This is a genomic window from Citrobacter sp. W9, from assembly GCF_026719375.1.
Classification (GTDB): Bacteria; Pseudomonadota; Gammaproteobacteria; order Enterobacterales; family Enterobacteriaceae; genus Citrobacter; species Citrobacter werkmanii.
This window is the reverse complement of the sequence record NZ_JAPPTE010000024.1, coordinates 24,280-50,559: the sequence shown is the minus strand read 5'-3', so window position 1 is coordinate 50,559 and position 26,280 is coordinate 24,280. Positions and strand designations below refer to the sequence as shown.

Here is a 26,280-nt window from a genome sequence, read left to right as displayed (position 1 = left end):
CTGATATTGGGGGCTTACGCCTGCCCATCATGTTTATGTTGCTGTTGTGCGTGTTCCTTTTTGAACTCCGCCAGCAACCTTGCTTGCTCTTCAGTCAGAGCCAGGTTTTCCAGAAGTTCAGGTCTTCTAAGCCAGGTCCGGCCCAGCGACTGTTTCAAACGCCAGCGACGTATCTCAGCGTGGTTCCCCGACAGTAATACTGCCGGTACTTCCATCTGCTCTAACACTTCAGGTCGGGTATAGTGTGGACAGTCCAGCAACCCGTCAGCAAACGAATCTTCGATTGCTGATGCTTCATGACCCAGAACCCCCGGAATAAACCGGGAAACGGAATCGATCAGCGTCATTGCCGGTAACTCACCACCGCTGAGGACGTAATCGCCGATTGACCATTCTTCATCAATTTCGGTTTGAATCACGCGCTCATCGATACCTTCATAGCGACCACATACCAGAATCAGCTTTTGATTCGTGGCCAGTTCGCTGACGCCCGCTTGATCAAGCTTGCGTCCCTGAGGTGACAGATAAATCACCTTTGCGCCTTCACCAGCCGCAGCTTTTGCCGCATGAATGGCGTCCCGTAAGGGTTGCACCATCATTAACATCCCCGGTCCGCCGCCGTAAGGACGATCGTCCACGGTACGGTGCCGGTCATGAGTAAAGTCTCGAGGACTCCAGCTCTGGATGTTCAGCAGGCCATTTTTTACTGCCCGGCCAGTTACCCCGTAATCGGTAATTGCGCGGAACATTTCAGGAAACAGGCTAACGATACCTATAAACACAAGCCAATCCCCATAACGCCGACTTTTACCGTTTATCCGGTGGTTTAAAAACCAGGATCCCAATCTACTTCGATAGTACGAGTAGCGAGATCGACTTTCTTGATAACCTGCCCATCGAGGAACGGTACAAGACGTTCCTTGATACCAAACGCATCTTTCAGGTTTGCCTTGATGACAATGACGTCATTCGAACCGGTTTCCATCATATCGACGACTTTACCGAGATCGTAGCCTTCAGTGGTCACTACCTGGCAGCCCATAAGGTCTTTCCAGTAGTAGGAACCATCTTCCAGCGCTGGCAACTGCGAGGAATCCACGACAATTTCGCAATTGGTCAGTAGATTCGCCGAATCACGATCGTCAACGCCTTTCAGCTTGATGATCAGATCCTGATTGTGGTGCTTCCAGCTTTCCAGCTGTACTTGCTGCCACTGACCCGCCTTCTGGATAAACCAGGGCTGATAGTCAAAAATGCTTTCGGCGTCTTCAGTGGAAGAAAACACTCTGAGCCAACCACGAATACCGTAAGAAGACCCCATTTTCCCCAAAACGATGGGTTCCACAGGAGCCTGCGCGGCGAGTTGCTTGCTCATCATGACCACCGTGACAGATTAAGCTGCTTTGTTTGCTGCTTTGATCAGCGTAGCTACGCGATCAGAAATAGTCGCGCCCTGGCCAACCCAGTGAGCGATGCGATCCAGATCCAGGCGAGTGCCTTCTTCTTTTTCGCTAGCGATTGGGTTAAAGAAGCCAACGCGCTCGATGAAGCGACCGTTGCGTGCATTACGGCTGTCGGTGACAACAACCTGGTAGAACGGACGCTTTTTAGCGCCGTGACGAGCTAAACGAATAGTAACCATAACATCCTCTTGTGTGAATAAAACACCGGGCCCCATCGAGGGAAGGGACCCGGTGTCATATTAAAAGCCCGAAAATTTTACTGATTTCTGGGAAAAAAGCAATCAACATGTGATGAAGCTTGATTCCAGGGCGTGACCGTTGCAGCCAGTTTGGCGTCGGCGTGCGCGCAGAAAGCGGAGCGTACACGCAGTACGTGAGCATTTCGAGCACACTCCGGCGTCAAAATGGCAAATAAGGTAGCCCGATATATTTATCTACCCGGGAAGCCTGGCGGCATCATCCCCTTCATACTCCGCATCATCTTCGCCATCCCGCCTTTCTTCATTTTCTTCATCATGCGCTGCATGTCGTCGAACTGTTTCAGAAGGCGGTTAACGTCCTGTACCTGCATACCGCAGCCGGTAGCAATACGGCGTTTACGGGAACCTTTTATGATTTCCGGCTTAGCGCGTTCTTTCATCGTCATCGAGTTGATGATGGCTTCCATACGCACCAGCACTTTATCGTCCATCTGCGATTTCACATTGTCAGGGATCTGACCCATACCCGGCAGTTTGCCCATCAGGCTTGCCATACCGCCCATGTTTTTCATCTGCTTGAGCTGCTCAAGGAAATCGTTGAGATCGAAGCCGTCGCCTTTTTTCAGCTTGCTGGCTAATTTCTCTGCCTGCGCGCGGTCAACTTTGCTTTCGATATCTTCGATCAGCGACAGCACGTCGCCCATGCCGAGAATACGTGAAGCAATACGATCCGGGTGGAACGGCTCCAGCGCTTCGGTTTTCTCGCCGACACCGAGGAATTTAATCGGCTTGCCGGTGATATGACGAATAGAAAGCGCCGCACCGCCACGAGCATCACCATCAACTTTGGTCAGCACCACGCCGGTTAATGGCAGCGCTTCGTTAAAGGCTTTTGCGGTATTGGCGGCATCCTGACCGGTCATCGCATCGACGACAAACAGCGTTTCTACCGGCTTGATAGAAGCGTGGACCTGTTTGATTTCGTCCATCATCGCTTCGTCAACGTGCAGACGACCGGCGGTATCCACCAGCAGCACGTCGTAGAATTTGAGTTTGGCTTCTTTCAGCGCGGCGTTGACGATATCGACCGGTTTTTGACCGACATCCGACGGGAAGAAGTCCACACCAACCTGCTCGGCCAACGTTTCCAGCTGTTTAATCGCCGCCGGGCGATAAACGTCCGCGGAGACCACCAGCACTTTCTTCTTGTGCTTCTCACGCAGAAATTTCCCCAGCTTACCCACGCTGGTGGTTTTACCTGCCCCCTGCAAGCCCGCCATCAGCACGACGGCAGGCGGCTGAGCAGCCAGATTCAGGGTCTGGTTTTCTTCGCCCATTGCCGCAACCAGCTCGTTACGGACAATCTTGACGAATTCCTGACCCGGCGTCAGGCTTTTGTTAACTTCATGACCAACCGCTTTCTCTTTTACGCGATTGATAAACTCACGCACTACCGGCAGCGCTACGTCAGCCTCCAGCAGCGCCATGCGCACTTCGCGCAGCGTCTCTTTAACGTTGTCTTCAGTAAGGCGTCCACGGCCACTGATATTGCGCAGCGTGCGCGACAAACGATCGGTTAAATTATCAAACATTGTCTCTCGCCTGGGGTGGAAACGGTCGGTCGCGACAGCGACACATCAACAGAAATTTGTCGCAGTATAACATGAAGCCGCCTTTGTTGTTATGCAACGGTTGGAGCAGCGGTCACGTAACGCTATACTGCTTTTCTTTATCACTGGCCAACTGTCGACACCTAATATGCCCGTTTTTGCTCTGCTCGCCCTTGTCGCCTACTCAGTCAGCCTCGCGCTGATTATTCCCGCTCTGCTGCAAAAAAACAGCGGCTGGCGGCGTATGGCTATTCTTTCTGCGGTCGTCGCGCTGGTAAGCCATGCTATCGCCCTGGAAGCGCGTATCCTGCCCGGCGGTGAAAGCGGACAAAACCTGAGCCTGTTGAACGTTGGCTCGCTGGTTAGCCTGATGATCTGCACGGTAATGACTATCGTCGCTTCACGCAACCGTGGCTGGCTATTACTGCCCATTGTCTACGCCTTTGCTCTGATCAACCTCGCCTTCGCGACGTTTATGCCTAACGAGTTCATCACCCATCTCGAAGCGACACCGGGCATGATGATTCACATCGGGCTATCGCTGTTTGCTTACGCCACGCTGATTATCGCCGCGCTGTATGCACTGCAGCTGGCCTGGATCGATTATCAATTGAAAAACAAAAAACTGGCGTTCAGTAATGAAATGCCGCCACTGATGAGCATTGAGCGGAAAATGTTTCATATCACCCAGATCGGCGTGGTTCTGCTGACGCTCACTCTGTGTACTGGCCTGTTTTACATGCATAACCTGTTCAGTACTGAAAATATTGATAAAGCCGTTCTTTCTATCGTGGCATGGTTTGTCTATATCGTTCTGTTGTGGGGGCATTACCATGAAGGCTGGCGCGGACGTCGCGTCGTATGGTTTAACGTCGCAGGCGCAGTCATTCTGACGCTGGCCTATTTCGGCAGCCGTATACTGCAGCAGTTCGTGAGTTAAATCTTTAAGGAACCCTACGTGGAACACATCTCCACCACCACGCTCATTGTCACGCTTCTCATCATGGTGGTCATTTCCGCCTATTTTTCCGGTTCTGAAACCGGAATGATGACTCTGAATCGCTATCGTCTGCGGCATCGGGCCAAGCAAGGTAATCGTCAGGCAAAACGCGTTGAAAAGTTACTTCGCAAGCCGGATCGCCTGATAAGCCTGGTACTGATCGGTAATAACCTGGTGAATATTCTGGCCTCCGCGCTTGGCACTATTGTCGGTATGCGCCTGTATGGCGATGCCGGCGTCGCCATCGCCACCGGGGTGCTAACGTTTGTGGTGCTGGTTTTTGCCGAAGTACTGCCAAAGACCATTGCCGCGCTGTATCCAGAAAAAGTCGCCTACCCGAGCAGTTTTTTGCTGGCCCCCCTGCAAATCATCATGATGCCGCTGGTCTGGTTGCTTAATACCATCACCCGTCTGCTGATGCGCATGATGGGTATCAAAACGGATATCGTGGTGAGCGGTTCGCTGAGTAAAGATGAACTGCGAACGCTGGTGAATGAATCACGTTCCCAAATCTCACGTCGTAATCAGGATATGCTGCTGTCCGTGCTGGATCTGGAAAAAGTCAGCGTCGATGACATCATGGTGCCGCGCAGTGAAATCATCGGCATTGATATTAACGACGACTGGAAATCAATCGTGCGCCAGCTTTCGCACTCCCCCCACGGTCGTATTGTGCTGTACCGCGACTCACTCGACGATGCCATCAGTATGCTGCGCGTACGCGAAGCCTGGCGATTAATGGCGGAGAAAAAAGAGTTCACCAAAGAGACCATGTTACGCGCGGCTGACGAAATTTATTACGTCCCGGAAGGTACGCCCCTCAGCACCCAGCTCATTAAATTTCAGCGCAATAAGAAGAAAGTGGGTCTGGTGGTCAATGAATATGGCGATATTCAGGGGCTGGTCACGGTCGAAGATATTCTGGAAGAGATTGTCGGCGATTTCACCACGTCAATGTCACCGACGCTTGCCGAAGAGGTGACGCCGCAGAATGATGGCTCAGTGATCATTGACGGCAGCGCCAACGTTCGTGAAATCAATAAGGCGTTTAACTGGCACCTGCCGGAGGATGACGCACGTACCGTGAACGGTATTATTCTTGAAGCGCTGGAAGAGATCCCGGTTGCCGGAACGCGAGTGCGTATTGGGCAGTACGATATCGATATTCTCGACGTGCAGGACAATATGATTAAACAGGTACAAGTGTTGCCGGTTACACCGCTGCGCGAGAGCGTATCGGACCAGTGAGAGGAGTCCGGACCGGGTAGCGCATCAGCATTACCCGGCCCGAGGCTGATTAGCCTTTGGCTTTCGCCACGGAGACCATCGCCGCACGGATGGTACGTCCGTTCAGGGTATAGCCTTTCTGCATGACCATCAGCACATTACCGGCAGCAACGTCGTCAGACTCTACCATTGCAATGGCCTGATGCACGTTCGGGTCCATCGGCACATCGATATCCGCAACCACCTGCACACCAAACTTCGCCACCACATCCAGCATTGACTTACGCGTCAGCTCAATACCTTCAATCATCGGCGCCATCGCATCATTGTCTTTGTCCGCTACTTCCAGCGCACGATCCAGACTGTCCAGCACCGGCAGCAGCTCGTTGACGAATTTTTCCAGCGCAAATTTATGCGCTTTTTCTACGTCCAGTTCGGTACGACGACGCAGGTTTTCCATTTCCGCTTTGATACGCAACACGCTGTCGCGCTCGCGAGTTTCGGCTTCAGCAAGCTGAGCTTCCAGATTCGCAATTTTTTCATCGCGCGGATCCACCTGCTCAGCAGAAGCGTCTGGTTCAACCGCCTCAACTTCTTCGTGCTGATCCATGATAATTTCTTCCGGGGCTTGCCCCTCAGGCGTTTTCTGTTCTTTACTACTCATGAATTTCTCCGCGTTTTTTTCGCATTCATCTCGCTAACCTGGATTATTATGGGGATAAGATTCAGGGTTTCAAGGGAAGTACTCACATTGTCACTAATCTTCGTTACAAGGACCTCGAGAAAATGAACAATCATTTCAAGTGTATTGGCATTGTGGGGCATCCACGTCACCCCACTGCACTGACAACACATGAAATGCTCTACCGTTGGCTGTGCACCAAAGGTTATGAGGTTATCGTGGAGCAACAAATCGCTCACGAGCTACAGCTGAAAAATGTGAAAACCGGTACGCTCGCGGAGATTGGCCAGCAGGCAGACCTCGCCGTAGTCGTCGGTGGCGACGGCAATATGCTGGGCGCTGCGCGCACCCTGGCACGTTATGACATCAAGGTTATCGGCATTAACCGTGGTAACCTCGGTTTCCTCACCGACCTCGATCCAGACAATGCCCACCAACAATTAGCCGACGTGCTGGAAGGCCACTACATCAGCGAAAAACGCTTTTTACTCGAAGCCCAGGTATGCCAGCAGGATTGCCAGAAGCGCATCAGCACCGCAATCAACGAAGTGGTACTGCATCCAGGCAAAGTGGCGCACATGATTGAGTTCGAAGTGTATATCGATGAAATCTTTGCCTTCTCTCAGCGTTCCGACGGGCTAATTATCTCTACGCCTACCGGTTCTACCGCCTACTCCCTCTCTGCCGGAGGCCCAATTCTGACGCCTTCTCTGGACGCTATTACGCTGGTACCGATGTTCCCGCATACGCTTTCTGCGCGTCCGCTGGTGATCAATAGCAGCAGCACCATTCGCCTGCGCTTTTCTCATCGCCGTAGCGATCTGGAGATCAGCTGCGACAGCCAAATCGCCCTGCCGATACAGGAAGGGGAAGACGTATTGATCCGCCGCTGTGATTATCATCTGAACCTGATACATCCAAAAGATTACAGCTATTTCAATACATTAAGTACAAAGCTGGGCTGGTCAAAAAAATTATTCTAATTTAACGCCAACCTCTTTACTGTATAAAAAACCAGTTTATACTGTATGTAATTACAGTTATGGTTTTTCATACAGGAAAACAGCTATGTTGGCACAACTGACCATCAGCAATTTTGCTATCGTTCGTGAACTTGAGATCGATTTCCAGAACGGCATGACCGTCATCACCGGTGAGACAGGTGCGGGTAAGTCCATTGCCATTGATGCTCTCGGTTTGTGCCTGGGCGGGCGCGCAGACGCTGACATGGTGCGCGCAGGCGCTGCGCGAGCCGACCTCTGCGCCCGTTTCGCCTTAAAAGACACCCCGGCAGCTCTGCGCTGGCTGGAAGAGAACCAGCTTGAAGATGGCCGTGAGTGCTTGCTGCGTCGCGTGATCAGCAGCGACGGCCGCTCCCGTGGCTTTATTAACGGTACCGCCGTTCCGCTGTCACAGCTTCGTGAGCTGGGCCAGCTGCTGATTCAAATCCACGGTCAGCACGCGCACCAGCTTCTGACGAAATCCGAACACCAAAAATTCCTGCTTGATGGTTACGCCAATGAAGCATCCCTGACCCAGGAAATGACCGCGCGCTATCAGCTATGGCACCAAAGCTGCCGCGATCTGGCGCATCATCAGCAACAAAGTCAGGAACGCGCAGCACGGGCGGAACTGTTGCAATATCAGCTAAAAGAATTGAACGAATTCAACCCGCAGCCGGGCGAGTTTGAGCAAATTGATGAAGAGTACAAGCGTCTGGCTAACAGCGGGCAATTGCTCACCACCAGCCAGCAGGCGCTGGCTATCCTCGCAGATGGCGAAGACATCAATCTGCAGAGCCAATTGTACACCGCAAAACACCTGGTCACTGAACTCGCAGGCATGGACGGCAAACTTTCCGGTATCCTGGATATGCTGGAAGAGGCAACCATTCAGCTCAGCGAAGCCAGCGATGAACTGCGCCACTATTGCGATCGTCTGGATTTAGACCCTAACCGTTTGTTCGAACTTGAGCAGCGTATTTCAAAGCAAATCTCGTTGGCACGTAAGCATCACGTCTCCCCGGAAGCGTTGCCGCAGTTCTATCAGTCTTTGTTAGATGAGCAACAGCAACTTGACGATCAGGCCGACTCGCTCGAAACCTTAACCCTGGCGGTGAACAATCACCACCAGCAGGCGCTGGAAACAGCAAAAAGGTTGCACCAACAGCGCCAGCATTATGCGCAGGAACTGGGACAACTCATTACCGAGAGTATGCATACCCTTTCGATGCCGCATGGTCTCTTTTGCATTGATGTAAAATTTGATGAGCACCATCTGAGCGCGGACGGTGCCGATCGCGTGGAGTTTAAAGTTACCACTAACCCGGGTCAGCCGTTACAGCCGATCGCGAAAGTTGCTTCTGGCGGCGAGCTGTCGCGCATCGCTCTGGCTATTCAGGTTATTACCGCACGTAAAATGGAAACCCCGGCGCTGATTTTCGATGAGGTTGATGTCGGCATCAGCGGTCCAACTGCTGCGGTCGTGGGCAAAATGCTGCGTCAGTTGGGGGAATCAACCCAGGTTATGTGCGTAACTCACCTGCCGCAGGTTGCTGGTTGTGGTCATCAACATTTCTATGTCAGCAAGGAAACTGACGGCGCAATGACGGAAACACACATGCAGCCGCTTGATAAACGCGCGCGTCTGCAGGAGTTAGCCCGCTTACTTGGCGGAAGCGAAGTCACGCGCAACACCCTCGCAAACGCAAAAGAACTGCTGGCGGCATAAACTTTTTTCCCTTGTGAAGGTCTGAGTTCAACATAAAATCGCCGACCGACCCGACAGCAAAAGGTTTTAAAGTGGTGAAAGGTCTATTATCATCGGCATATTACATATGAGCCGCGTACTGCTCGGGCCCGAAAAGGAATCAAATCACTATGCGCTGTAAAACGCTGACTGCTGCTGCAGCAGTACTACTGATGTTGACTGCAGGCTGTTCCACTCTGGAGCGAGTGGTTTACCGCCCTGACATCAACCAGGGAAATTATCTGACACCAACCGATGTCGCCAAAGTGCGTACAGGCATGACGCAACAGCAGGTTGCTTATGCTCTGGGTACCCCGATGATGTCCGATCCTTTTGGCACAAACACCTGGTTCTATGTGTTCCGTCAGCAACCTGGACATGAAGGCGTAACTCAGCAAACGCTGACGCTGACCTTTAACAGCAGCGGCGTATTGACCAACATTGATAACAAACCTGCCCTGACCGACAACAAGTAGGTTTGAGAGATCAAAAAAAGGTGCTCAATGAGCACCTTTTTTATTGTCTGTTATTTTTTAGCGGATTTCTCTGCTCGCTGCCTGCGCAGCTCTTTGGGATCGGCAATCAGCGGCCGATAAATTTCCACCCGATCGCCGTCATGCAGAACATCCGCAAGCTTTACCGGACGGCTGTAGATGCCCACTTTATTTTTGCTGAGATCGATATCATTACGCAATTCCAGCAGCCCGGAAGCGCGGATAGCCTCTTCCACCGTTGCGCCCTGCTGCAGCGTTACGCGCTGTAAATACTGTTTTTCGGGCAGCGCATATGCCACTTCAACGACAATTTTAGCCGACGCTGACACTGTAAACCTCTTTCGCGCGAACCGTGAAAGCCTGCACCATATTCGAAGCCAGCTCTTTAAAGATGCGGCCAAACGCCAGCTCGATGAGTTTATTCGTGAACTCGAAATCGAGATGAAACTCAATGCGACACGCGTCCTGGCTTAACGGCGTAAACTTCCAGCCGCCAATCAGTTTTTTAAACGGTCCATCGACCAGATGCATCAGGATGCTCTGGTTACTGGTCAGTTGGTTACGCGTGGTGAACGTTTTGCTAATCCCTGCTTTGGAGACATCCACTGCGGCCGTCATTTGTCCCGGAGTCGACTCCAGTACGCGGCTACCGGTGCACCCCGGTAAAAACTGGGGATAGGATTTAACATCATTCACTAACTGATACATCTGCTCCGCACTGTAAGGTACTAAAGCGGTCCGGCTAATCTGAGGCATAACAATTTCCATCAATATCAATCACACAAATAATACCATTTATCACTCGCTAAAAAAAACGCTATAGCCCAACTCGTGCTAAGATAGCGCCTTGCGCCCCGCTGGATGAAATGGGGTGTTTTTCGATTCCAGATTACCTATACTGAGCGGCATTATGACGAAGAAAAAAGCACACAAACCTGGCTCAGCCACAATCGCGCTTAACAAACGCGCACGACACGAATACTTTATCGAAGAAGAGTTCGAAGCAGGACTCGCTCTGCAGGGCTGGGAAGTCAAATCCTTGCGCGCAGGTAAAGCTAACATCGGCGATAGCTACGTTATACTCAAAGACGGCGAAGCGTTCCTGTTTGGCGCCAACTTCACACCGATGGCCGTTGCCTCAACACACGTGGTATGCGATCCCACCCGTACCCGTAAGCTACTGTTAAACCAGCGCGAACTCGACTCTTTGTATGGTCGTATGAATCGGGATGGTTATACCGTAGTAGCACTGTCGCTGTACTGGAAGAACGCCTGGTGTAAAGTAAAAATTGGCGTCGCCAAAGGTAAGAAACAACACGACAAGCGCTCCGACGTGAAAGAACGCGAATGGCAGGTGGATAAAGCACGTATTATGAAAAATGCCGGGCGATAACCTTCTTTTCTCTGTGGCCAGTCTATCACCATGATGACTGGCCTTTATTTTTTAGTTATTGAAAGTCGCACAATACATTCATAGTAATTATAGATTCCATTGCTGAATCGTTCAGTTAAAAATACGAACCCCAGCCTGCAGGCAAGCAGTAGTCCAATAAAATAAAACTTCAAGTACTCCCGCGCGCTATTTTTCATCTTTCAAAATAGCATTATTATTACTGTTGTTTATTATTAACAATAAATAACAAAAACAACAATTACAGCAACTTATAAATAAAACCTATTTATCGAAACGTTTAACTCATTTCGATGCAAAATATCACCATATGTTTTTAATATCTGGACATTGCAGAAACTTTTCTTTCTGACTATATCATCTAATACGAAAGAACTATTTTGGTGCTCAGACTACGACTTAATTTTTTCAGAAACTGATACCAGTAAATCTTATCCATGAAATTACATGTGTAAGTTCATCATTATGATGAACGAGGCACCTGTCTGCTCATTTTTCCGGCACGCCGTTGCGGATTAATACTCCCGACCTGCCATCAGGAGTGAACATATGCGTCTACTCGCCGTTGTATCGAAGTTGACTGGTGTTTCTACCAATGTTGAAGCCTCTGAAATTACACTCAACTCACCTTCTATTGTGAAACTGTCCGTTTCACGTGAGGAGGTCAGCCAGTTGACTCGTGTTAATCAGGATCTGGTTGTCACACTCCGTTCAGGTGAAACCATCACCATTAAAAATTTTTACGTCGGAAAAGGTGATGCGCAAAACCAGCTCGTTCTGGAAGACAGCAATGGCGCGCTATGGTGGGTTCAGGATACGGATGGTGCTTTCCATTTTCAGCACCTGGACGATCTCACGCCGCTGATGACGGCCGAAGGCAGTCATGACGGAGGCGCAATCTGGCCCTGGGTCCTTGGCGGGGTTGCGGTCGCTGGCGGAATTGGCCTCGCTGCAGGAGGTGGCGGCGGCGGTGGCAGCGGCGGGAGCGATAATAATGCCGGAAACGGTAATGGTAGCGGCGGCAACGGTAATGCCGGAAACGGCAATGGTAACGGCGGCAGCGGTAGTGGCGATGGCGATAACGGCGCGCCGCCAACAACAACCCCCAATATGCCAGACATGCCCGTCATCACCAGCGTAATTGACGACCTGGAGCTTATTACCGGCCTTGTCAATCAACAGGAGTCCACCAACGATAATACGCCTGAACTTCAGGGTACCGGCCCGGCAAATGCCACATTACATATTTTTGATAACGGCGTCGAAATAGGCCAGGTTACTATCGATGCCAACGGCCACTGGTCGTTTACCCCCTCATCCCCTCTTGCAGACGGCACTCACCAGTTTACCGTCAGCGCGTCAAATAATGCGGGTAGTAGTGGGATGTCAGACAGTTGGGTGATTATTGTCGATACGCTTGCCCCTGATGCCCCCGTGGTTACACAAGAAATAGACAATGTCGGTTCCATTACCGGTCTTATCGCCAATGGCGGTGAAACCGACGATGCCACGCCAACTCTCACTGGTACTGGCGAAGCAGGGAGTACCATCAGCATCTATGACAATGGCATCCTGATTGGTATGGAGCCAGTAGATGACAATGGTAACTGGACCTTTACGCCTGATACGCCACTCAGCGACGGCGTTCACAATCTGACGCTGACGCAAACTGACGCCGCAGGTAATGTGGGCGCGGAAACGAGCCTGCCGACATTTACCGTTGATACGACCGCGCCTGCAGGCGCGGTGATTTCCACCGTAAACCTCGAAGGCACCACGGTAACGGGTAGAGCGGAAGCAGGAAGTCTGGTCACTATCATTGGTAGTAATAGCCAGGTTTTAGGTGCAATAACGGTCGATCAAACCGGCAATTTCGTCATCGCGATTTCCCCCTCACAGACGCACGGCGAAGCGTTGCTCGCGAAGATTCAGGATAAGGCGGGCAACATCGGGCCAGATACCCCATTTTATGCCACAAATTCCGGCTATCCGGGCGTACCCGTTATCGTCAGCGTTATGGATGATGCCGCACCGTCAATCGGGTTATTGAGCAACAATCAGGCCACCAACGATCAAACGCCAACGCTCTCTGGCACTGCGGACGCTAACAGCACCGTTAACATTTATAACAATGGTACGATTATCGAAAGCGTGGTTGCCGACGCCAATGGCAACTGGAGCTGGACATCCGCTACGCCGTTGCCGGAAGGGCCGCACGCTTTCAGCGCCACGGCAACAAACCAGCTAGGGACAGGCGGTATGTCGCCAACATTTAATATTAGTATCGACATACAGCCGCCGTCGCCACCAGACGATCTCAGCGTCTCCGCAGACGGCAGCGTTGTCACCGGGACGGCCGAGCCGGGCAATACTGTCGTTATCACCGACAGTAATAACACTCCGATCGGCAGCGGCGTCGCCGGAGAAGATGGATCATTTACCATCCCCATTACCCCGCCACAGACCAATGGCGAAACGATTACCGCCATCGCGACCGATCCGGCAGGCAACCCAAGCCAGCCAGAAACCACGCTCGCGCCAGATATCACGGCTCCGCAGCCGCCTGCTAACCTGATAATTAATCCTACGGGCGATCAGGTTACCGGCACCGCAGAACCCAACAGTACGGTACATATTCTGGATCCAGATGGCGCAATCATTGGAACAGCAACTGCTGGCCCGAGCGGAGATTTCACCGCCACGCTGGTTCCGCCGCAGACTAACGGTGAACGCCTTAACGCGAATGCAACTGATGCAGCAGGCAATACCAGCGGTAACACTCCGATTACCGCACCAGATACCACAGCACCTGATGCGCCAACCGGCGTCATCGTCGCTGGGGACGGCGGTTCTGTAAGCGGACATGCCGAAGCGGGAAGCACCGTCACTGTCAAAGACAGCAACGGCAATCAGATTGGTGTTGGTCAGGCTGACAACGGTGGCAACTTCACCGTGTCGATTACACCGTCGCAAATGAACGGCGAAACGGTAAAAGTCACCGCAACTGACAGCAATAATAACGAAAGTCTGCCAACCTCGGCGCTGGCACCGGATATCACCACACCAAACCAGCCGATTATCGTTGCCGTGACGGATGATGTTGCGGATGTCATCGGCCCCATCAGTAACAACGGCTTAACTAACGACGATAAACCTAAACTCGAAGGCACTGCCGAGGCCGGAGCTCAGGTTAAAATTTACGATAACGGCGAACTGTTAACGACCGTCACCGCTGATCTCAACGGTAACTGGAACTATACGCCTACAACAGCGTTGACCCAAGGCGCGCACATATTTACGGTGACGGCAACCGATGCCGCCAGCAATACCAGTAGCGCCGCAAGCTGGAAAATAATTGTCGATAGTCTCGCTCCGACCGTCCCCGTGATTACGCTGATTAACGATGATGTCGGCAGCATCACAGGTAGCGTCGCGAACAACGGTTGGGTCACCAACGATAATACGCCAACCATATCAGGCACCGGTGAACCCGGTTCTTTGGTGAGCCTGTACGATGGCAGTTTCCTGATGACAGTCATGCTTGTCGATAGCACGGGAACCTGGAGTTATACCGTTCCGGCAAATCAGGCGCTCAGCGACCGCATCCACCAGTTTACAGTCTCTGCTACAGATGCCGCTGGTAACGTCGTCACCTCCTCCACCGTGGTCAGCGTTACCGTAGATACCCAACCGCCAGGCAATCCTGTCATTTTGACTGCCACCGACGACGTCGGGAATGCGCCGATTGCTCTGTCCACCGGTAGCCGCTCAAACGATACTTTGCCGCTGCTGAAAGGGACCGGGACAGCCGGTTCTACCATCACCCTCTATGATGGCGCCACGTCGATTGGTAGCACAACGGTATTACTTGATGGCACCTGGAGTATTCAACTCAGCCAGCCGCTCAGTGAAGGTCCACATAGTTTGTCAGCAATTGCGACAGACGTTGCAGGCAACGCCAGTAACCCAGGTAATTTCACGCTGACCATTGATACCACCCCACCGCCAGCCCCGGTTATCAGCTCAGCAGAAGGTCTGATTGGCACAACCCTACAAACGTTGAGCAACGGTGGCAGTACCAAGAGCACGACCCCCGAACTGTCCGGAACCGGCGAGCCAGGCGCGACGATTACCCTTTACGATAACAACGTTTTTCTTGGTACCACCACCGTTCAGCCAAATGGAAGCTGGACATATACGCCGACAGGTCCACTGCCGGACGGTCCGCACAAATTTACGGCGACGGCGACCGATGTGGCTGGCAACACGGGGATCCCGTCAGCAGGCTTTACGCTGACGGTAGATAACCTGCCGCCAGCAAAACCAGAGCCGCCAACCATAACGGATGACGTCAACCCGATAACCGGCATCATCACTAACGGCATCACTAACGATACCACGCCAACCTTTAGCGGCACGGGCAACCCTGGCGATCTTATTTCTATCTACCTTGATGGCAACACTTCACCGCTGGGTACTGCGACCGTTGGCGCAGATGGCTCCTGGAGCTTTACGCCCACCAGCCCCATTAATCCGGACAATTATCAGGTCACCCTCACTGCAACCGATCCTGCTGGTAACGTCAGTCCACGTTCGGATGCTGTTGCCCTGGGGATTGATACGACACCTTCAGCGCCGCCGGTGATTATCGCCGCTAACGATAATGTCGGCGACGTCCAGGGCGATGTTGCGGCTAACGGCGTGACCGATGACACCACGCCAACCATTCGAGGTACTGGCACCGACGGGGATATCATTACGCTGTATAACGGCGGTACGGTGCTCGGCACAGCAACGGTGGCAGGCGGAACCTGGAGTATTACGCCCGGGACGGCACTGACCAACGGGAGCTACACGCTGATCGCCACCGCAACCGATCCGGCCGGTAACATCAGCGACAGCTCAAACAGCATTTCGTTTACGGTTAACAACACGAAGCTGACCCTACCGCTGGTCACGGATATTCAGGATAACGTCGGCGTCTTTACTGGTTCGCTAACCAGCGGCAGCGTGACGGACGATACAATGCCAACCATTAGCGGGACCGGCACGCCGGGCAGTACGGTGTTAATTTATGACGGCACAACGACACCGATTGCCACGACTATCGTTGCCGCGAACGGCAGTTGGAGTGTCGAAGTTCCTCTTACGCCCAACGCTACTCACACATTGACCTTTGGTGCCCAGGATGGGGCAGGTAACGTACTGGCGGCAGATAATCCGCTAACGTTGATTGTCGATACGCAGCCTCCTGCCATTCCAGTTGTTACCAGCGTAGATCCTGATGGGACGAAAGTAAGCGGCACAGCAGAAATTGGCAGCACGGTAATTATCCGTAGCGGCAACACCGTTCTTGGTCAGGGAGTGGCTGACGGTTTAGGGAACTTTACTGTCACGATTTCACCGGCACAAACAACGGGTCAGGCGCTCACCGCTATTGCCCAGGATCCTGCAGGCAATCAGAGCGATCCTGCGCCGTTTAACGCCACCATCTCCAACGTGCCACATCCCCCGACTCTTGAGATTGTCGATGACATCGCGCCCATCATGGGGGTGATTGGCAACGGTAAAACCACTAACGACACCTTACCGCTGCTGCAAGGAACAGCTACCGCAGGGGCGACTGTTAATATTTATATAGATGGTGTTTTGCAATCCCCCCCGGTGATAGCCGACACCGTTTCTGGTGCATGGAGTTATCAGTTACCCACTGCGTTGACTAACGGCACAACCTATAACTTCACGGTGTCACAAACTGTAGGCGGCACCACCAGCGGTTTATCGCCCAACTACGCCATCACCATCGACACCACCGCTCCGCAGGTGCCAACTATCACCAGCATCATTGACGATGTTGCCCCTGGCACCGGATCGTTGGATAAAGGGCAAATCACCAACGATTCACGCCCAACATTCAACGGAACCGGCGAAGCAGGCGCAACCATCACGCTTTACGATAAAGGCGTTGCTTATGCCACAACCACGGTAAACAGCAACGGTTTCTGGAGCTTTACCCCGACCGATCCTCTGGGAGAAGGTGACCATCTCTTCACCGCTCGCGCAACAGATGCCGCAGGCAACCAGGGAGATCCGTCCAGTGACTTCCGGATCATTGTCGATACCCTGGCGCCGGATGCCCCCTCCATTGTGACGGTCACAGACAACGTTGGTACAACTCAGACCCTGACCTCCGGACAGTTGACCAACGATAATACCCCAACGCTCGCGGGGACCACTGAAGCGGATTCGGTTGTGACCATCCGCGATAATGGCGCAGTGATTGGCACAACCACCAGCGATGAAAACGGCAACTGGAGCTTTACGCCTGCGCCTGCTCTCGGTGAAGGCAGCCACTCACTGACCGCCTCCGTCACGGATGGCGCGGGCAACACCAGCCCGGCCACGCCACCGTTTGTGGTCGTCGTCGACACGCTTCCCCCTGCTGCGCCAGTCATCACCTCGGTGATTGACGATCAACCCGGTAATACGGCGCTAACTAACGGACAGTTGACCAACGATGCGTTGCCAACGCTGAACGGTAAAGGTGAGATCGGCGCCATCATCACGATCCGTGATAATGGTAGCGACTTAGGGACAACTCAGGTGGATGCGTCGGGCAACTGGAGCTTTACGCCAGAAACGCCCCTGGGCCAGGGTCAGCATATTTTCACCGCCGTTGCCACCGATCGGGCAGGAAATACGGGCGGAGTATCATCATCGTTTACGATTGAACTGGACTCTATTGCCCCGTCAATACCGGTCATCAGCACGGTGCAGGACAACACTGCCCCGACAACGGGCCCAATAACCAACGGCCAGACCACGAATGAATCCCGTCCGGCCCTGAGTGGCACCGGTGAAGTTGGCGCGACGATTACTGTCCTGAGCGACGGTCTGCCCATCGGCACTACGACCGTTGGCGCGAACGGTACCTGGAGCTTAACCCCAACGGATGCACTCAGTAACGGGCCACATACGCTGACCGTCACCGCTACAGACAGTGCGGGTAATACCAGCCCTCCATCCAATGGCTTCGCACTTATCATCGACACGGTGTTGCCGGGGACGCCGGTCATTACTCAGGTTGCGGATGATGTCGGTCCGGTAACCGGTAATCTGAACAACGGCCAGGCCACAAACGATACACAACCCACACTCAACGGCACAGCTGAAGCCAATTCGACGGTCAAAATTTACGATAACGGAACGTTTATCGGTTCAACCACAGCGGATGGGACGGGCGCCTGGAGCTTCACGCCGCCAGCCCTGGGCAATGGCAACCACGCTCTGACAGCAACCGCGACGGACGCTGCCGGAAACGTCAGCCCAGCGTCCGCTGGATTTAACATCGTTGTTGATACCGTCGCTCCCCTGGTGCCAACCATTATTCAGGCTTTTGATGACGTGCTGCCGGGTACCGGAACGCTGTCGAACGGAGCCTTTACTAACGACACCCGTCCGTTACTCAACGGCTCGGCGGAAGCGGGCGCCCGAGTGGCCATCTACGATAATGGCACGCTGCTGGCGACGGTGACTGCGGCGATAGACGGCACCTGGGAATATCTGCCCGCCACGCTGGGCAACGGTCAGCATGTGTTTACCGCCATTGCCACCGACGCCGCCGGCAACGTCAGCCCGGCGTCGAGTGGATTTACTATTAATGTCGACACGCTTGCGCCAACTACTCCGATACTGGTCTCGGTGGTCGATGACGTCGCAGGCGGCGTGTTCAATGCGGTGCTCAGCAACGGGCAACTCACTAACGATGCGCGCCCAACGCTGAACGGCACCGCTGAAGCAGGCAGCACCGTCAGTATCTATGACGGGAGCACCCTGCTGGGAACGGCACTGGTGCAGAGCAATAACAGTTGGTCGTTTACCCCAACCACGCCGTTGGCGAGTGGATCGCACACCTTCACCGTCACCGCCACCGACGCGGCGGGCAATACCAGCGGCGCGACGGCCGGTTTTAGCGTCGTGGTGGATACTACCGCCCCGACGCTGCCTGCAATCAGCAGCATTATTGATGATGTCGGACCAAACACCGGCGCGATTGGCAATAATCAGCCAACCAATGACGCACGCCCAACGTTAACCGGCACCACCGAAGCCAATGCGCGGATCGATATTTATGATAACGGCATCTTCGTCATCAGCGTGACGGCGGACGGCAGCGGCAACTGGAGTTACACCCCGTCCACCGAGCTGGCACAAGGTCCCCACTCCTTTACCATCACCGCAACGGACAGTGCAGGTAACACCAGCGGCACATCGGCTCCCGCAGCGATAGTGGTCGATACCGTCGCGCCAGGCATTCCTGGCGGACTTTCAGTAAACGCCACCGGCACGACGCTCACAGGCGTTGCCGAGCCCAACAGCACGGTCATCATTACCTCTAACGGCGGAACGGTGCTCGGTACGGCAACCGCGAACGCCTCCGGTAACTTCACCTTCACGCTGAACCCACCGCAAATCAGTGGGCAAACGCTGTTGGTTAGCGCACAGGATGCCGCGGGCAACATCGGTACAGCAGGCAACGTTCTGGCACCCTTTACCGGTGTACCGCCTGCGCCCGTTATTGCCAGCGTGTTCGATGACGTCGGCTCGGTCACTGGTCTGGTCACGGCGGGCAAAACCACCAATGACACCCTGCCAACGCTCAGCGGAACGGCGCAGGCTAGCGCCGTGGTCCGACTGTATAACAACGGGGTGTTCATGGGCGCCACGACCGCAGATGGCAATGGGCTCTGGAGCTTTACCCCAACCGGCGCGCTCAGCGAAGGTAACCACGCGTTTACCGCCACGGCAACAAATGCCAACGGCACCAGCGGATTGTCCGGTTCGTTCAGCGTGATTGTGGATACCACCCCGCCCTCCGCGCCAACAATACTGATCAGCGCCGATGGCGGAACCGTAAGCGGCGTCGCCGAAGCGGGAAGCACGGTTACTATCTCTCTACCCGGCGGCACCAGCGTGACGGCCATCGCCAACAGCAGCGGTGTCTATAGCGTCAACTTGCCGGTTCGCCAGATTGAAGGTCAATCGCTGTCCGCCACGGCGACCGATGCAGCGGGTAATACATCATCGCCTACAAGCGTTATCGCCCCGGTATTGCCGTTGCTGGCCGAAGACAACATTACCCGTCTGCCGCTACAGACTGATGTGACCGTCAGCACCGAGCATAAAAGCGATTATGGTTTCCTGTTGGTCAACGCGCTGGGTAATGTGGCGAACGTGCTGGGGGACGATACGGCAACCGTCAATTTTAATATCGTCTCTGGCGGCAGCGGATCCATTACGATCAATGCAGCCGCGACCGGCGTGGTCCTGTCACTGCTAAACACGCAGGAGATCGTGATCCAGCGCTTTGACACTACGCTGAATGCCTGGGTGACGGTAGTGGATACCGGCCTACCCAACTTTGCCAGCCTTCTCACCTTAGGCGCTTCTGGCGTAACGCTTAATTACAGCGGACTGACGGGGGGTGATTACCGTGTCGTAAGCTATAACACCAACCTGCTGGCAACGGGCTCTTACACCAGCCTTGATGTCGCGGTGGTGAAAAGCAGCGCCGGGACCATCATCGGCGGTACGACGGAATCTGGCAACATCATCACGGATATCGATCCCACCAACGGGCAGGATAACGCGCCTTCTGGCACGCTGGTCACCTCCGTTACCGACGGTAACGGCAACATCGTGAGCGTCCCGGCGGGCGGTATTGATGTGCAGGGGAAATACGGCATCCTGCATATTAATCAGAACGGTAGCTATACCTACACCCTGACTAATACGTCAATTTCAGTGTATGGACGCTCCGAAAGTTTCACCTATACGCTGACGCATGGCGCAGATAGCTCATCGGCAAAACTGGTGGTAACGCTGGGCCAGCCCCCAGCGACCAGTACAGTCACAGCAGCAGATGATATTGCCGCGCTGACTTACGGGACACAGGTCATTGCGATCGATAATGGAACGTCAAAACAAACCGGCTTCACGCTCGTTAACGTTGGACTGGGTAATGTGCTGGACGTCAGTCTGGTTAACGGCCTGACCAACCCTATCAAATTCAACGTGGATGATGGCGCAACCCGCACGCTGACCGTGCAGGCGAATGTTCTCGGCGTGACGGTGGGCGGTTTTGATCTCTACATTTATCGCTTCAATGAGTCTATTCAACAATATGAACAGTTCCGTGTGAAGCCCAATTGGGTCACCGCGGTGTTAGCCGGCGGCTCTACGGAATACACCATCACGCTGCCTGGCGGAGACTATCTGCTCCTGCTTAACGCTTCCGGCGGTCTGGCTCTGGCAACCACCTATACACTGGACATTAAGACGGATCATACCTACGCCGTAGACAGCCTGAGCGCGTCGACCAACGGAAATCTGTTGGTCAATGACTCGGCTCCGGCCAATACCGTTATTACCGAGGTGAACGGCGTCGCCGTTAATGGGACGGGCATCACAACCATAAACGGGCAGTACGGCACGCTGACTATTGATGCGAAGGGGAACTACACCTACACGTTAAAAAGCGGGCTGGGCGCGGACGGCATCAACACCCCTGACAGCTTCGTGTATAAGGTCCGGGCGCCAAACGGCGACACCGGCAGCGCGTCGCTGAACATTACGGCAACCCCGCAGGCACTGGATGCCGTCAACGACATCAGCCCCCTGATGGCGGTCACCACGCAGGCGGATACATCCCGGTCGTTCACCGATAATAGCGTCGGTAACGCCAGTTGGAACGCCCAACTCTTGTCAGCAACGTCACAAAATGGCACAGGAACTATTGAGGTTGCAGCGGGAACGGCGGTGCAAAACGCCATCCTGCATTTTAACGTCGCTTCAGGTCTGACGCTGGGCGGACTAACCGTCACCTGGACACTGTACGACAGTAATAACGTCAAGGTGACTAACGGCTCGTTCAACGGCGGATTGCTGGTTGGCGGCAATATTGATATTGCCCTGAGCGGGATTGTACTGCATAGCGGTAACTACCGCCTCGACTACACCGGCAGCGTCGGGGCTCTGGGGCTGGGGAATATCACCATCACCCCAAGCGTAAAAGGCACGATAATCGATCTGCAAAACTTCGAAACCTCCGCCGCAAACAGCGTCACGGGCAATATCTATGACGGAGACCATATTGCCAGCGTGCATACCCTGCTGACGGTGAACGGCACTGGCGGTAGCACTGCCACGTTGGATCCGCTTGGCAACACGACCAGCGCCATCATTAACGGTCTGTACGGCAAACTGACCATCGGCATAGACGGCCATTACACCTATGCCCTCAACAGCGATGTATCACTGGCCTCCATCACGACCAAAGAGACGTTCAACTACACCCTCAACGACCAGCAAGGCCATACCGATACCGCCACGCTGACCATCGACATGAATCCGCAGGTCGTGAGCACCGTGGATGCCGATCGGCTGACCGGCAGCGCATACGGCGATACGCTGATTTATCACCTGCTTAATGCCAACAACGCAACCGGAGGGAACAACAGCGACAGTTGGACCAACTTCTCGATGGCCCAGGGCGACAAGATCGATATCCACGAACTGCTGAGCGGATGGAACCATCAGGCTTCTACGCTTGGGAACTACGTACAGGTCACCACCAACGGATCCAACACCGTGATCGCCATCGACCGCGACGGCACGGGTGGAACTTATCAATCCACCAACCTCATCACCCTGGAGAACGTCAACACCACGCTGAATGAACTGCTACAGAACAACCATCTCATCACGGGTGGTTAATCCATAAAGCTCCGGGCGCCATGACGCCCGGAGCAACTGCCGTAACGGTTGTATTTTGAAAGGGATGAGATATGGGAAAAGTCATGCCCGTGGCATTACTGCTGGCATTAACACTGTGTTCCATGCGGGTGAATGCCGAAGATGAGCCGCAAGTTATTACGCCGGAAGGGTTGGCAAACAGCCAGATGCTTCCAAGCCTTGACGGCTCCGTCGCCGATCTGCCGCTAAGCCCTGCCGCCCCTGGAACTCTGACGCTGAACGATGCCGTGAGTCGTGCCGTGAGTTGGCACCCTTCCATTCGTGAATCTATCGGCAAACTGCTCTCACAGAATGAGCAGATAGACGTAGCGAAATCGAAATATTACCCGCAGGTAACTGCCGGAATGAACAACGGCTACAGCAATACTTACACCGACCACGGTTTTAGCCCGGCCCTGGTTATTTCGGTGTCACAAATGCTGTATGACTTCGGCAAAGTGGCCAGCCAGGTCCGCGCTGAAACCGCAGGATCCGCGCAACAACAGGCTAATGTGTTACTCAGTATTGATACCATCGCCCACGCGACCGCCAACGCGATAGTCCAGGTGCAGACGTGGCAGCAAATGGTGGACGCCGCCGAGGAGCAACTCTTCGCTCTGAACGGCATTGGCCGATTGACCCGGCAACGCAATGATGAAGGCGCAACCTCACTATCAGACGTGGTGCAAACCGATGCGCGCATAGAGTCCGCACGTTCGCAACTGGCGCAGTATCAGGCCAATCTCGACAGCAGCAAGGCAACGCTGATGAGTTTTCTCGGCTGGAACTCGCTCAACGGCATCAGCAATGAATTTCCCGGCAAACTGGACAGCAGTTGTGATGTCGTTAAACCCGACGATAAGCTGGTTCCTGCCGTGCTGGCGGCGTGGGCGCAGGCGAATGTGGCGCAGGCCAATCTCGACTACGCCAACGCGCAAATGACGCCGACTATCTCTCTGGAGCCGTCGGTTCAGCACTATCTCAACGACAAATACCCCAGCCATGAGGTGCTCGACAAAACCCAGTACTCCGCATGGGTAAAAGTTGAAATGCCGCTGTATCAGGGAGGCGGACTTACCGCCAGACGCAACGCCGCCAGTCATGCGGTTGAGTCAGCCCAGTATTCCATTCAACGAACCCGGCTTGAGGTACGGCAGAAATTACTGGAATCCCGCAGCCAGGCGATGAGTCTCGCCACCGCGCTGCAAATTCTGCGACGCCAGCAGCGACTGAGTGAACAAACGCGCGAGCTGTATCAACAGCAGTATCTGGATCTTGGCTCTCGCCCGTTGCTCGATGTGCTTAACGCCGAGCAGGAGGTGTATCAGGCGCGTTTTGCTGAACTCCAGACCCAAAACCAGCTACGCCAGTTACAGCTGAACTGCCTCTACAACACCGGATCGCTACGCCAGGTGTTCGCCTTAAATAACCGCAGCATTCAATCGGTGGAGATACAGCTATGAGCGACGTCGATTCACATGCGGAAGAGGCCATTGGCGAACAGGCCCTGAGCCAGTGGGCGCAGGCGATGACGTATATTGCCAGCCACTATCGCGTTGCCTGCTCCCCCGGCGCAATCCAGGCCAACGCTCCATGGTTTGCAGGAAAAAACCGCACCCTCGCGCTGACGCAACTGGCGCGCCAGGCAGGCCTGTCATTTCACGCACTGGATACCACAAAGCAGGCGTTCAGCCAGTGGCGTTTACCGGTAGTGGCTGAACTGCGCGACGGCCAAATCATGGTGCTAGAACATTTCAACGGTGACGATGCGCTGGATGTTTTTATCATCGCCGAAGAGGGGCAGCGTAACCGGCTGACGGTTGCAGAGCTTGTGCCGGAGATCGTAAGCATTACCGCGCTGCGTCCGCTTTCGGCGCTAAAAGACAGTCGGGTAGACCGCTATATTTCTCGCTTTAAGCCCGACTGGATGCGCGAACTGGTTTTACAGGATATCCGCCCTTACCTGCCGGTGATGGTTGCCGCTTTTCTGATTAACGTTCTGTCGCTCGCCGGGATTATCTTTTCGATGCAGGTCTACGATCGGGTGATTCCGGCCCAGTCGTATCCGACGCTGTATGTTCTCTCAACCGGCGTTCTGGTGGCGGTACTGTTTGGCTTTCTGCTGCGCGAAGCACGTACCCACATTATGGATCTGCTGGGTAAACGCGCCGATATGCGCATTTCCGATCGGGTGTTCAGTCATGCCCTGCGGCTGCGTAATAGCGCCGTACCTCGCTCTACGGGGAGCTTTATTTCTCAACTCCGCGAGCTGGAGCAGGTTCGCGAGATGATCACCTCCTCGACCATGTCGACTATTGTCGATCTGCCTTTTTTCTTTCTGTTTATCGTGGTATTGGCCTGCATTGCCCCGCCGCTGGCATGGATAGCGCCCGTCGCCGCCCTGCTGATGATCCTGCCTGGTTTACTGTTACAGAAGAAGCTGGCGGTGCTCGCCAACCAGGCCGCACATGAATCAACCCTGCGCAACGCGGTACTGGTTGAAAGCGTTCAGGGGCTGGAGGACATCAAGCTGATGCAGGCGGAAAACCGCTTTTTACAGCAGTGGAACAGCTACATCCGCATTACCGGAGAGTCCGGACTGCGCACGCGCAAGCTGACTCAGGGGCTGATTGGTTGGGGCATGTCGGTACAAAGCCTGGTCTACGCCGCCATTATTATGTTCGGCGCGCCGATGGTCATTGAAGGCACGATGACCACCGGGGCCGTGGTGGCCGCCTCCATGCTCGGTTCCAGAATGATTGCCCCAATGGCTAACCTGTGCGGCGTGCTGGCCCGCTGGCAGCAGGTCAAAGCAGCGAAGATGGGGTTGGACAGCATCATGCAGCTCCCCACCGAAACGCAGTACGATGAAGATCGGGTACATCAGGAAATTCTTCACGGTCATTATCTCTTTGAAAACGCGCACTTTCGCTACCACAGCGACGATCAGCGCGTGCCGCTGCGTATCTCACGTCTGGAGATCATGCCCGGGGAACGAATAGCGCTCCTCGGTCGTAACGGCGCGGGGAAATCAACGCTGCTGCAGGCCATGGCGGGCGGCGTAGAGATTATTCAGGGCGAAGTCCGACTCGATAACCTGAGCCTGGCGCAAATCGATATGGCCGATTTACGCCGCAACATCGGTTTTCTCAGCCAGAATGCGCGGCTGTTTTTCGGCACCCTGCGTGAGAACCTGACCCTTGGCGCGCCGCATGCCAGCGACGCGCAGATATTCGACGCGCTGGAGGTCAGCGGCGCAGCGGCTTTCGTTAAACAACTCGCCAAAGGGCTGGCGCATCCGATTATGGAGGGCGGCAACGGTCTGTCCGGTGGACAGCGGCAGTCGATTTTGCTGGCAAGAATGCTGCTGCGCTCACCCAATATCGTGCTACTGGACGAACCCAGCGCTTTACTGGATGAACATACCGAGCGGGAGTTTATTCAGCGGCTAAACCTCTGGCTGGGCAACCGTACACTGATTGTCGCCACCCATCGCGTGCCGGTTCTGGAGCTGGTCGAGCGCGTGGTGGTATTGAAAGAAGGTCAACTGGTGATGGATGCCCCGAAAGCGCAGGCATTGAGTGCAAGTCGGGCACCTGTACCTACTCACGGTCGGGAGTGGAAAAATGAAAACCAATCCGCATGACGCCGC

16 protein-coding genes are annotated in these 26,280 nt (G+C 54.2%); 9 read left to right on the top strand and 7 right to left on the bottom strand.

Annotation, left to right across the window (positions count from 1 at the left end; translation table 11 throughout):
• Positions 1-14 precede the first annotated feature (14 nt).
• From trmD to ffh, 4 genes are all read right to left on the bottom strand, one after another.
• Entirely contained in the window at positions 15-782 is a 768-nt protein-coding gene (trmD, locus tag OOJ59_RS23955) for a tRNA (guanosine(37)-N1)-methyltransferase TrmD (protein ID WP_003031232.1), read from the bottom strand.
• A gap of 44 nt (positions 783-826) precedes the next feature.
• A complete protein-coding gene (gene rimM, locus OOJ59_RS23950) occupies positions 827-1,375 on the bottom strand; it encodes a ribosome maturation factor RimM (RefSeq protein ID WP_003031230.1) in 549 nt (182 codons plus the stop codon).
• 18 nt (positions 1,376-1,393) lie between these two features.
• Positions 1,394-1,642, bottom strand: coding sequence for a 30S ribosomal protein S16 (rpsP, locus tag OOJ59_RS23945; protein ID WP_003031228.1), 249 nt, complete (start codon positions 1,640-1,642; stop codon positions 1,394-1,396).
• Positions 1,643-1,893: 251 nt separating this feature from the next.
• Positions 1,894-3,255 (bottom strand): signal recognition particle protein, encoded by a 1,362-nt coding sequence (gene ffh / locus OOJ59_RS23940; RefSeq protein WP_006687321.1) that lies wholly within the window; start codon positions 3,253-3,255, stop codon positions 1,894-1,896.
• A gap of 166 nt (positions 3,256-3,421) precedes the next feature.
• Here ffh and OOJ59_RS23935 point away from each other — a divergent pair, with 166 nt between their 5' ends.
• Both OOJ59_RS23935 and OOJ59_RS23930 read left to right on the top strand, forming a co-directional pair.
• Positions 3,422-4,213, top strand: coding sequence for a cytochrome C assembly family protein (locus OOJ59_RS23935; protein ID WP_042313291.1), 792 nt, complete (start codon positions 3,422-3,424; stop codon positions 4,211-4,213).
• Between the two features lie 18 nt (positions 4,214-4,231).
• On the top strand, positions 4,232-5,521 hold the full coding sequence (locus tag OOJ59_RS23930; protein WP_038642758.1) for an HlyC/CorC family transporter: 1,290 nt from the start codon (positions 4,232-4,234) through the stop codon (positions 5,519-5,521).
• Between the two features lie 49 nt (positions 5,522-5,570).
• On the opposite strand, the gene grpE is transcribed toward OOJ59_RS23930, so the two are convergent.
• Positions 5,571-6,164, bottom strand: coding sequence for a nucleotide exchange factor GrpE (gene grpE / locus OOJ59_RS23925; protein ID WP_038642760.1), 594 nt, complete (start codon positions 6,162-6,164; stop codon positions 5,571-5,573).
• A 122-nt stretch (positions 6,165-6,286) separates the two neighbouring features.
• Here grpE and nadK point away from each other — a divergent pair, with 122 nt between their 5' ends.
• The 3 genes from nadK (at position 6,287) to bamE (ending at position 9,406) form a co-directional block, all read left to right on the top strand.
• Positions 6,287-7,165 carry an NAD(+) kinase gene (gene nadK / locus OOJ59_RS23920; RefSeq protein WP_038642764.1) on the top strand — a complete coding sequence of 293 codons (879 nt, stop codon included), beginning with the start codon at positions 6,287-6,289 and terminating at the stop codon, positions 7,163-7,165.
• Positions 7,166-7,250: 85 nt separating this feature from the next.
• Positions 7,251-8,912 (top strand): DNA repair protein RecN, encoded by a 1,662-nt coding sequence (recN, locus tag OOJ59_RS23915; RefSeq protein WP_160956039.1) that lies wholly within the window; start codon positions 7,251-7,253, stop codon positions 8,910-8,912.
• A gap of 149 nt (positions 8,913-9,061) precedes the next feature.
• Positions 9,062-9,406 (top strand): outer membrane protein assembly factor BamE, encoded by a 345-nt coding sequence (gene bamE, locus OOJ59_RS23910; RefSeq protein ID WP_003826401.1) that lies wholly within the window; start codon positions 9,062-9,064, stop codon positions 9,404-9,406.
• 50 nt (positions 9,407-9,456) lie between these two features.
• On the opposite strand, the gene OOJ59_RS23905 is transcribed toward bamE, so the two are convergent.
• Complete coding sequence (locus OOJ59_RS23905; protein ID WP_038642768.1) at positions 9,457-9,753, bottom strand: RnfH family protein; 297 nt, start codon at positions 9,751-9,753, stop codon at positions 9,457-9,459.
• The gene (gene ratA / locus OOJ59_RS23900; RefSeq protein WP_038642770.1) at positions 9,737-10,180 is read right to left on the bottom strand and encodes a type II toxin-antitoxin system toxin RatA; all 444 of its coding nucleotides are present in this window, start codon (positions 10,178-10,180) and stop codon (positions 9,737-9,739) included. Before ratA ends, OOJ59_RS23905 begins: the two co-directional genes overlap by 17 nt.
• 154 nt (positions 10,181-10,334) lie before the next feature.
• Here ratA and smpB point away from each other — a divergent pair, with 154 nt between their 5' ends.
• The 4 genes from smpB to OOJ59_RS23880 all read left to right on the top strand — a co-directional run bounded on the left by smpB (position 10,335) and on the right by OOJ59_RS23880 (position 26,274).
• Positions 10,335-10,817, top strand: coding sequence for an SsrA-binding protein SmpB (gene smpB / locus OOJ59_RS23895; RefSeq protein ID WP_043017973.1), 483 nt, complete (start codon positions 10,335-10,337; stop codon positions 10,815-10,817).
• A gap of 567 nt (positions 10,818-11,384) precedes the next feature.
• Positions 11,385-22,610: a BapA/Bap/LapF family large adhesin gene (locus tag OOJ59_RS23890; protein WP_160956038.1), complete on the top strand. Its 11,226-nt coding sequence runs from the start codon at positions 11,385-11,387 to the stop codon at positions 22,608-22,610.
• Positions 22,611-22,681: 71 nt separating this feature from the next.
• Complete coding sequence (locus OOJ59_RS23885) at positions 22,682-24,091, top strand: TolC family outer membrane protein (protein ID WP_160956037.1); 1,410 nt, start codon at positions 22,682-22,684, stop codon at positions 24,089-24,091.
• A complete protein-coding gene (locus tag OOJ59_RS23880) occupies positions 24,088-26,274 on the top strand; it encodes a type I secretion system permease/ATPase (RefSeq protein WP_160956036.1) in 2,187 nt (728 codons plus the stop codon). The genes OOJ59_RS23885 and OOJ59_RS23880 overlap by 4 nt, the downstream gene beginning before the upstream one ends.
• Positions 26,275-26,280 lie beyond the last annotated feature (6 nt).

Bases quoted from the DNA above. Each gene is read 5' to 3' on its own strand.
- rimM (WP_003031230.1), bottom strand. From the start codon at position 1,375: ATGAGCAAGCAACTCGCCGCGCAGGCTCCTGTGGAACCCATCGTTTTG.
- rpsP (WP_003031228.1), bottom strand. From the start codon at position 1,642: ATGGTTACTATTCGTTTAGCTCGTCACGGCGCTAAAAAGCGTCCGTTC.
- ffh (WP_006687321.1), bottom strand. From the start codon at position 3,255: ATGTTTGATAATTTAACCGATCGTTTGTCGCGCACGCTGCGCAATATC.
- OOJ59_RS23935 (WP_042313291.1), top strand. From the start codon at position 3,422: ATGCCCGTTTTTGCTCTGCTCGCCCTTGTCGCCTACTCAGTCAGCCTC.
- grpE (WP_038642760.1), bottom strand. From the start codon at position 6,164: ATGAGTAGTAAAGAACAGAAAACGCCTGAGGGGCAAGCCCCGGAAGAA.
- nadK (WP_038642764.1), top strand. From the start codon at position 6,287: ATGAACAATCATTTCAAGTGTATTGGCATTGTGGGGCATCCACGTCAC.
- recN (WP_160956039.1), top strand. From the start codon at position 7,251: ATGTTGGCACAACTGACCATCAGCAATTTTGCTATCGTTCGTGAACTT.
- bamE (WP_003826401.1), top strand. From the start codon at position 9,062: ATGCGCTGTAAAACGCTGACTGCTGCTGCAGCAGTACTACTGATGTTG.
- ratA (WP_038642770.1), bottom strand. From the start codon at position 10,180: ATGCCTCAGATTAGCCGGACCGCTTTAGTACCTTACAGTGCGGAGCAG.
- smpB (WP_043017973.1), top strand. From the start codon at position 10,335: ATGACGAAGAAAAAAGCACACAAACCTGGCTCAGCCACAATCGCGCTT.
- OOJ59_RS23890 (WP_160956038.1), top strand. From the start codon at position 11,385: ATGCGTCTACTCGCCGTTGTATCGAAGTTGACTGGTGTTTCTACCAAT.
- OOJ59_RS23885 (WP_160956037.1), top strand. From the start codon at position 22,682: ATGGGAAAAGTCATGCCCGTGGCATTACTGCTGGCATTAACACTGTGT.
- OOJ59_RS23880 (WP_160956036.1), top strand. From the start codon at position 24,088: ATGAGCGACGTCGATTCACATGCGGAAGAGGCCATTGGCGAACAGGCC.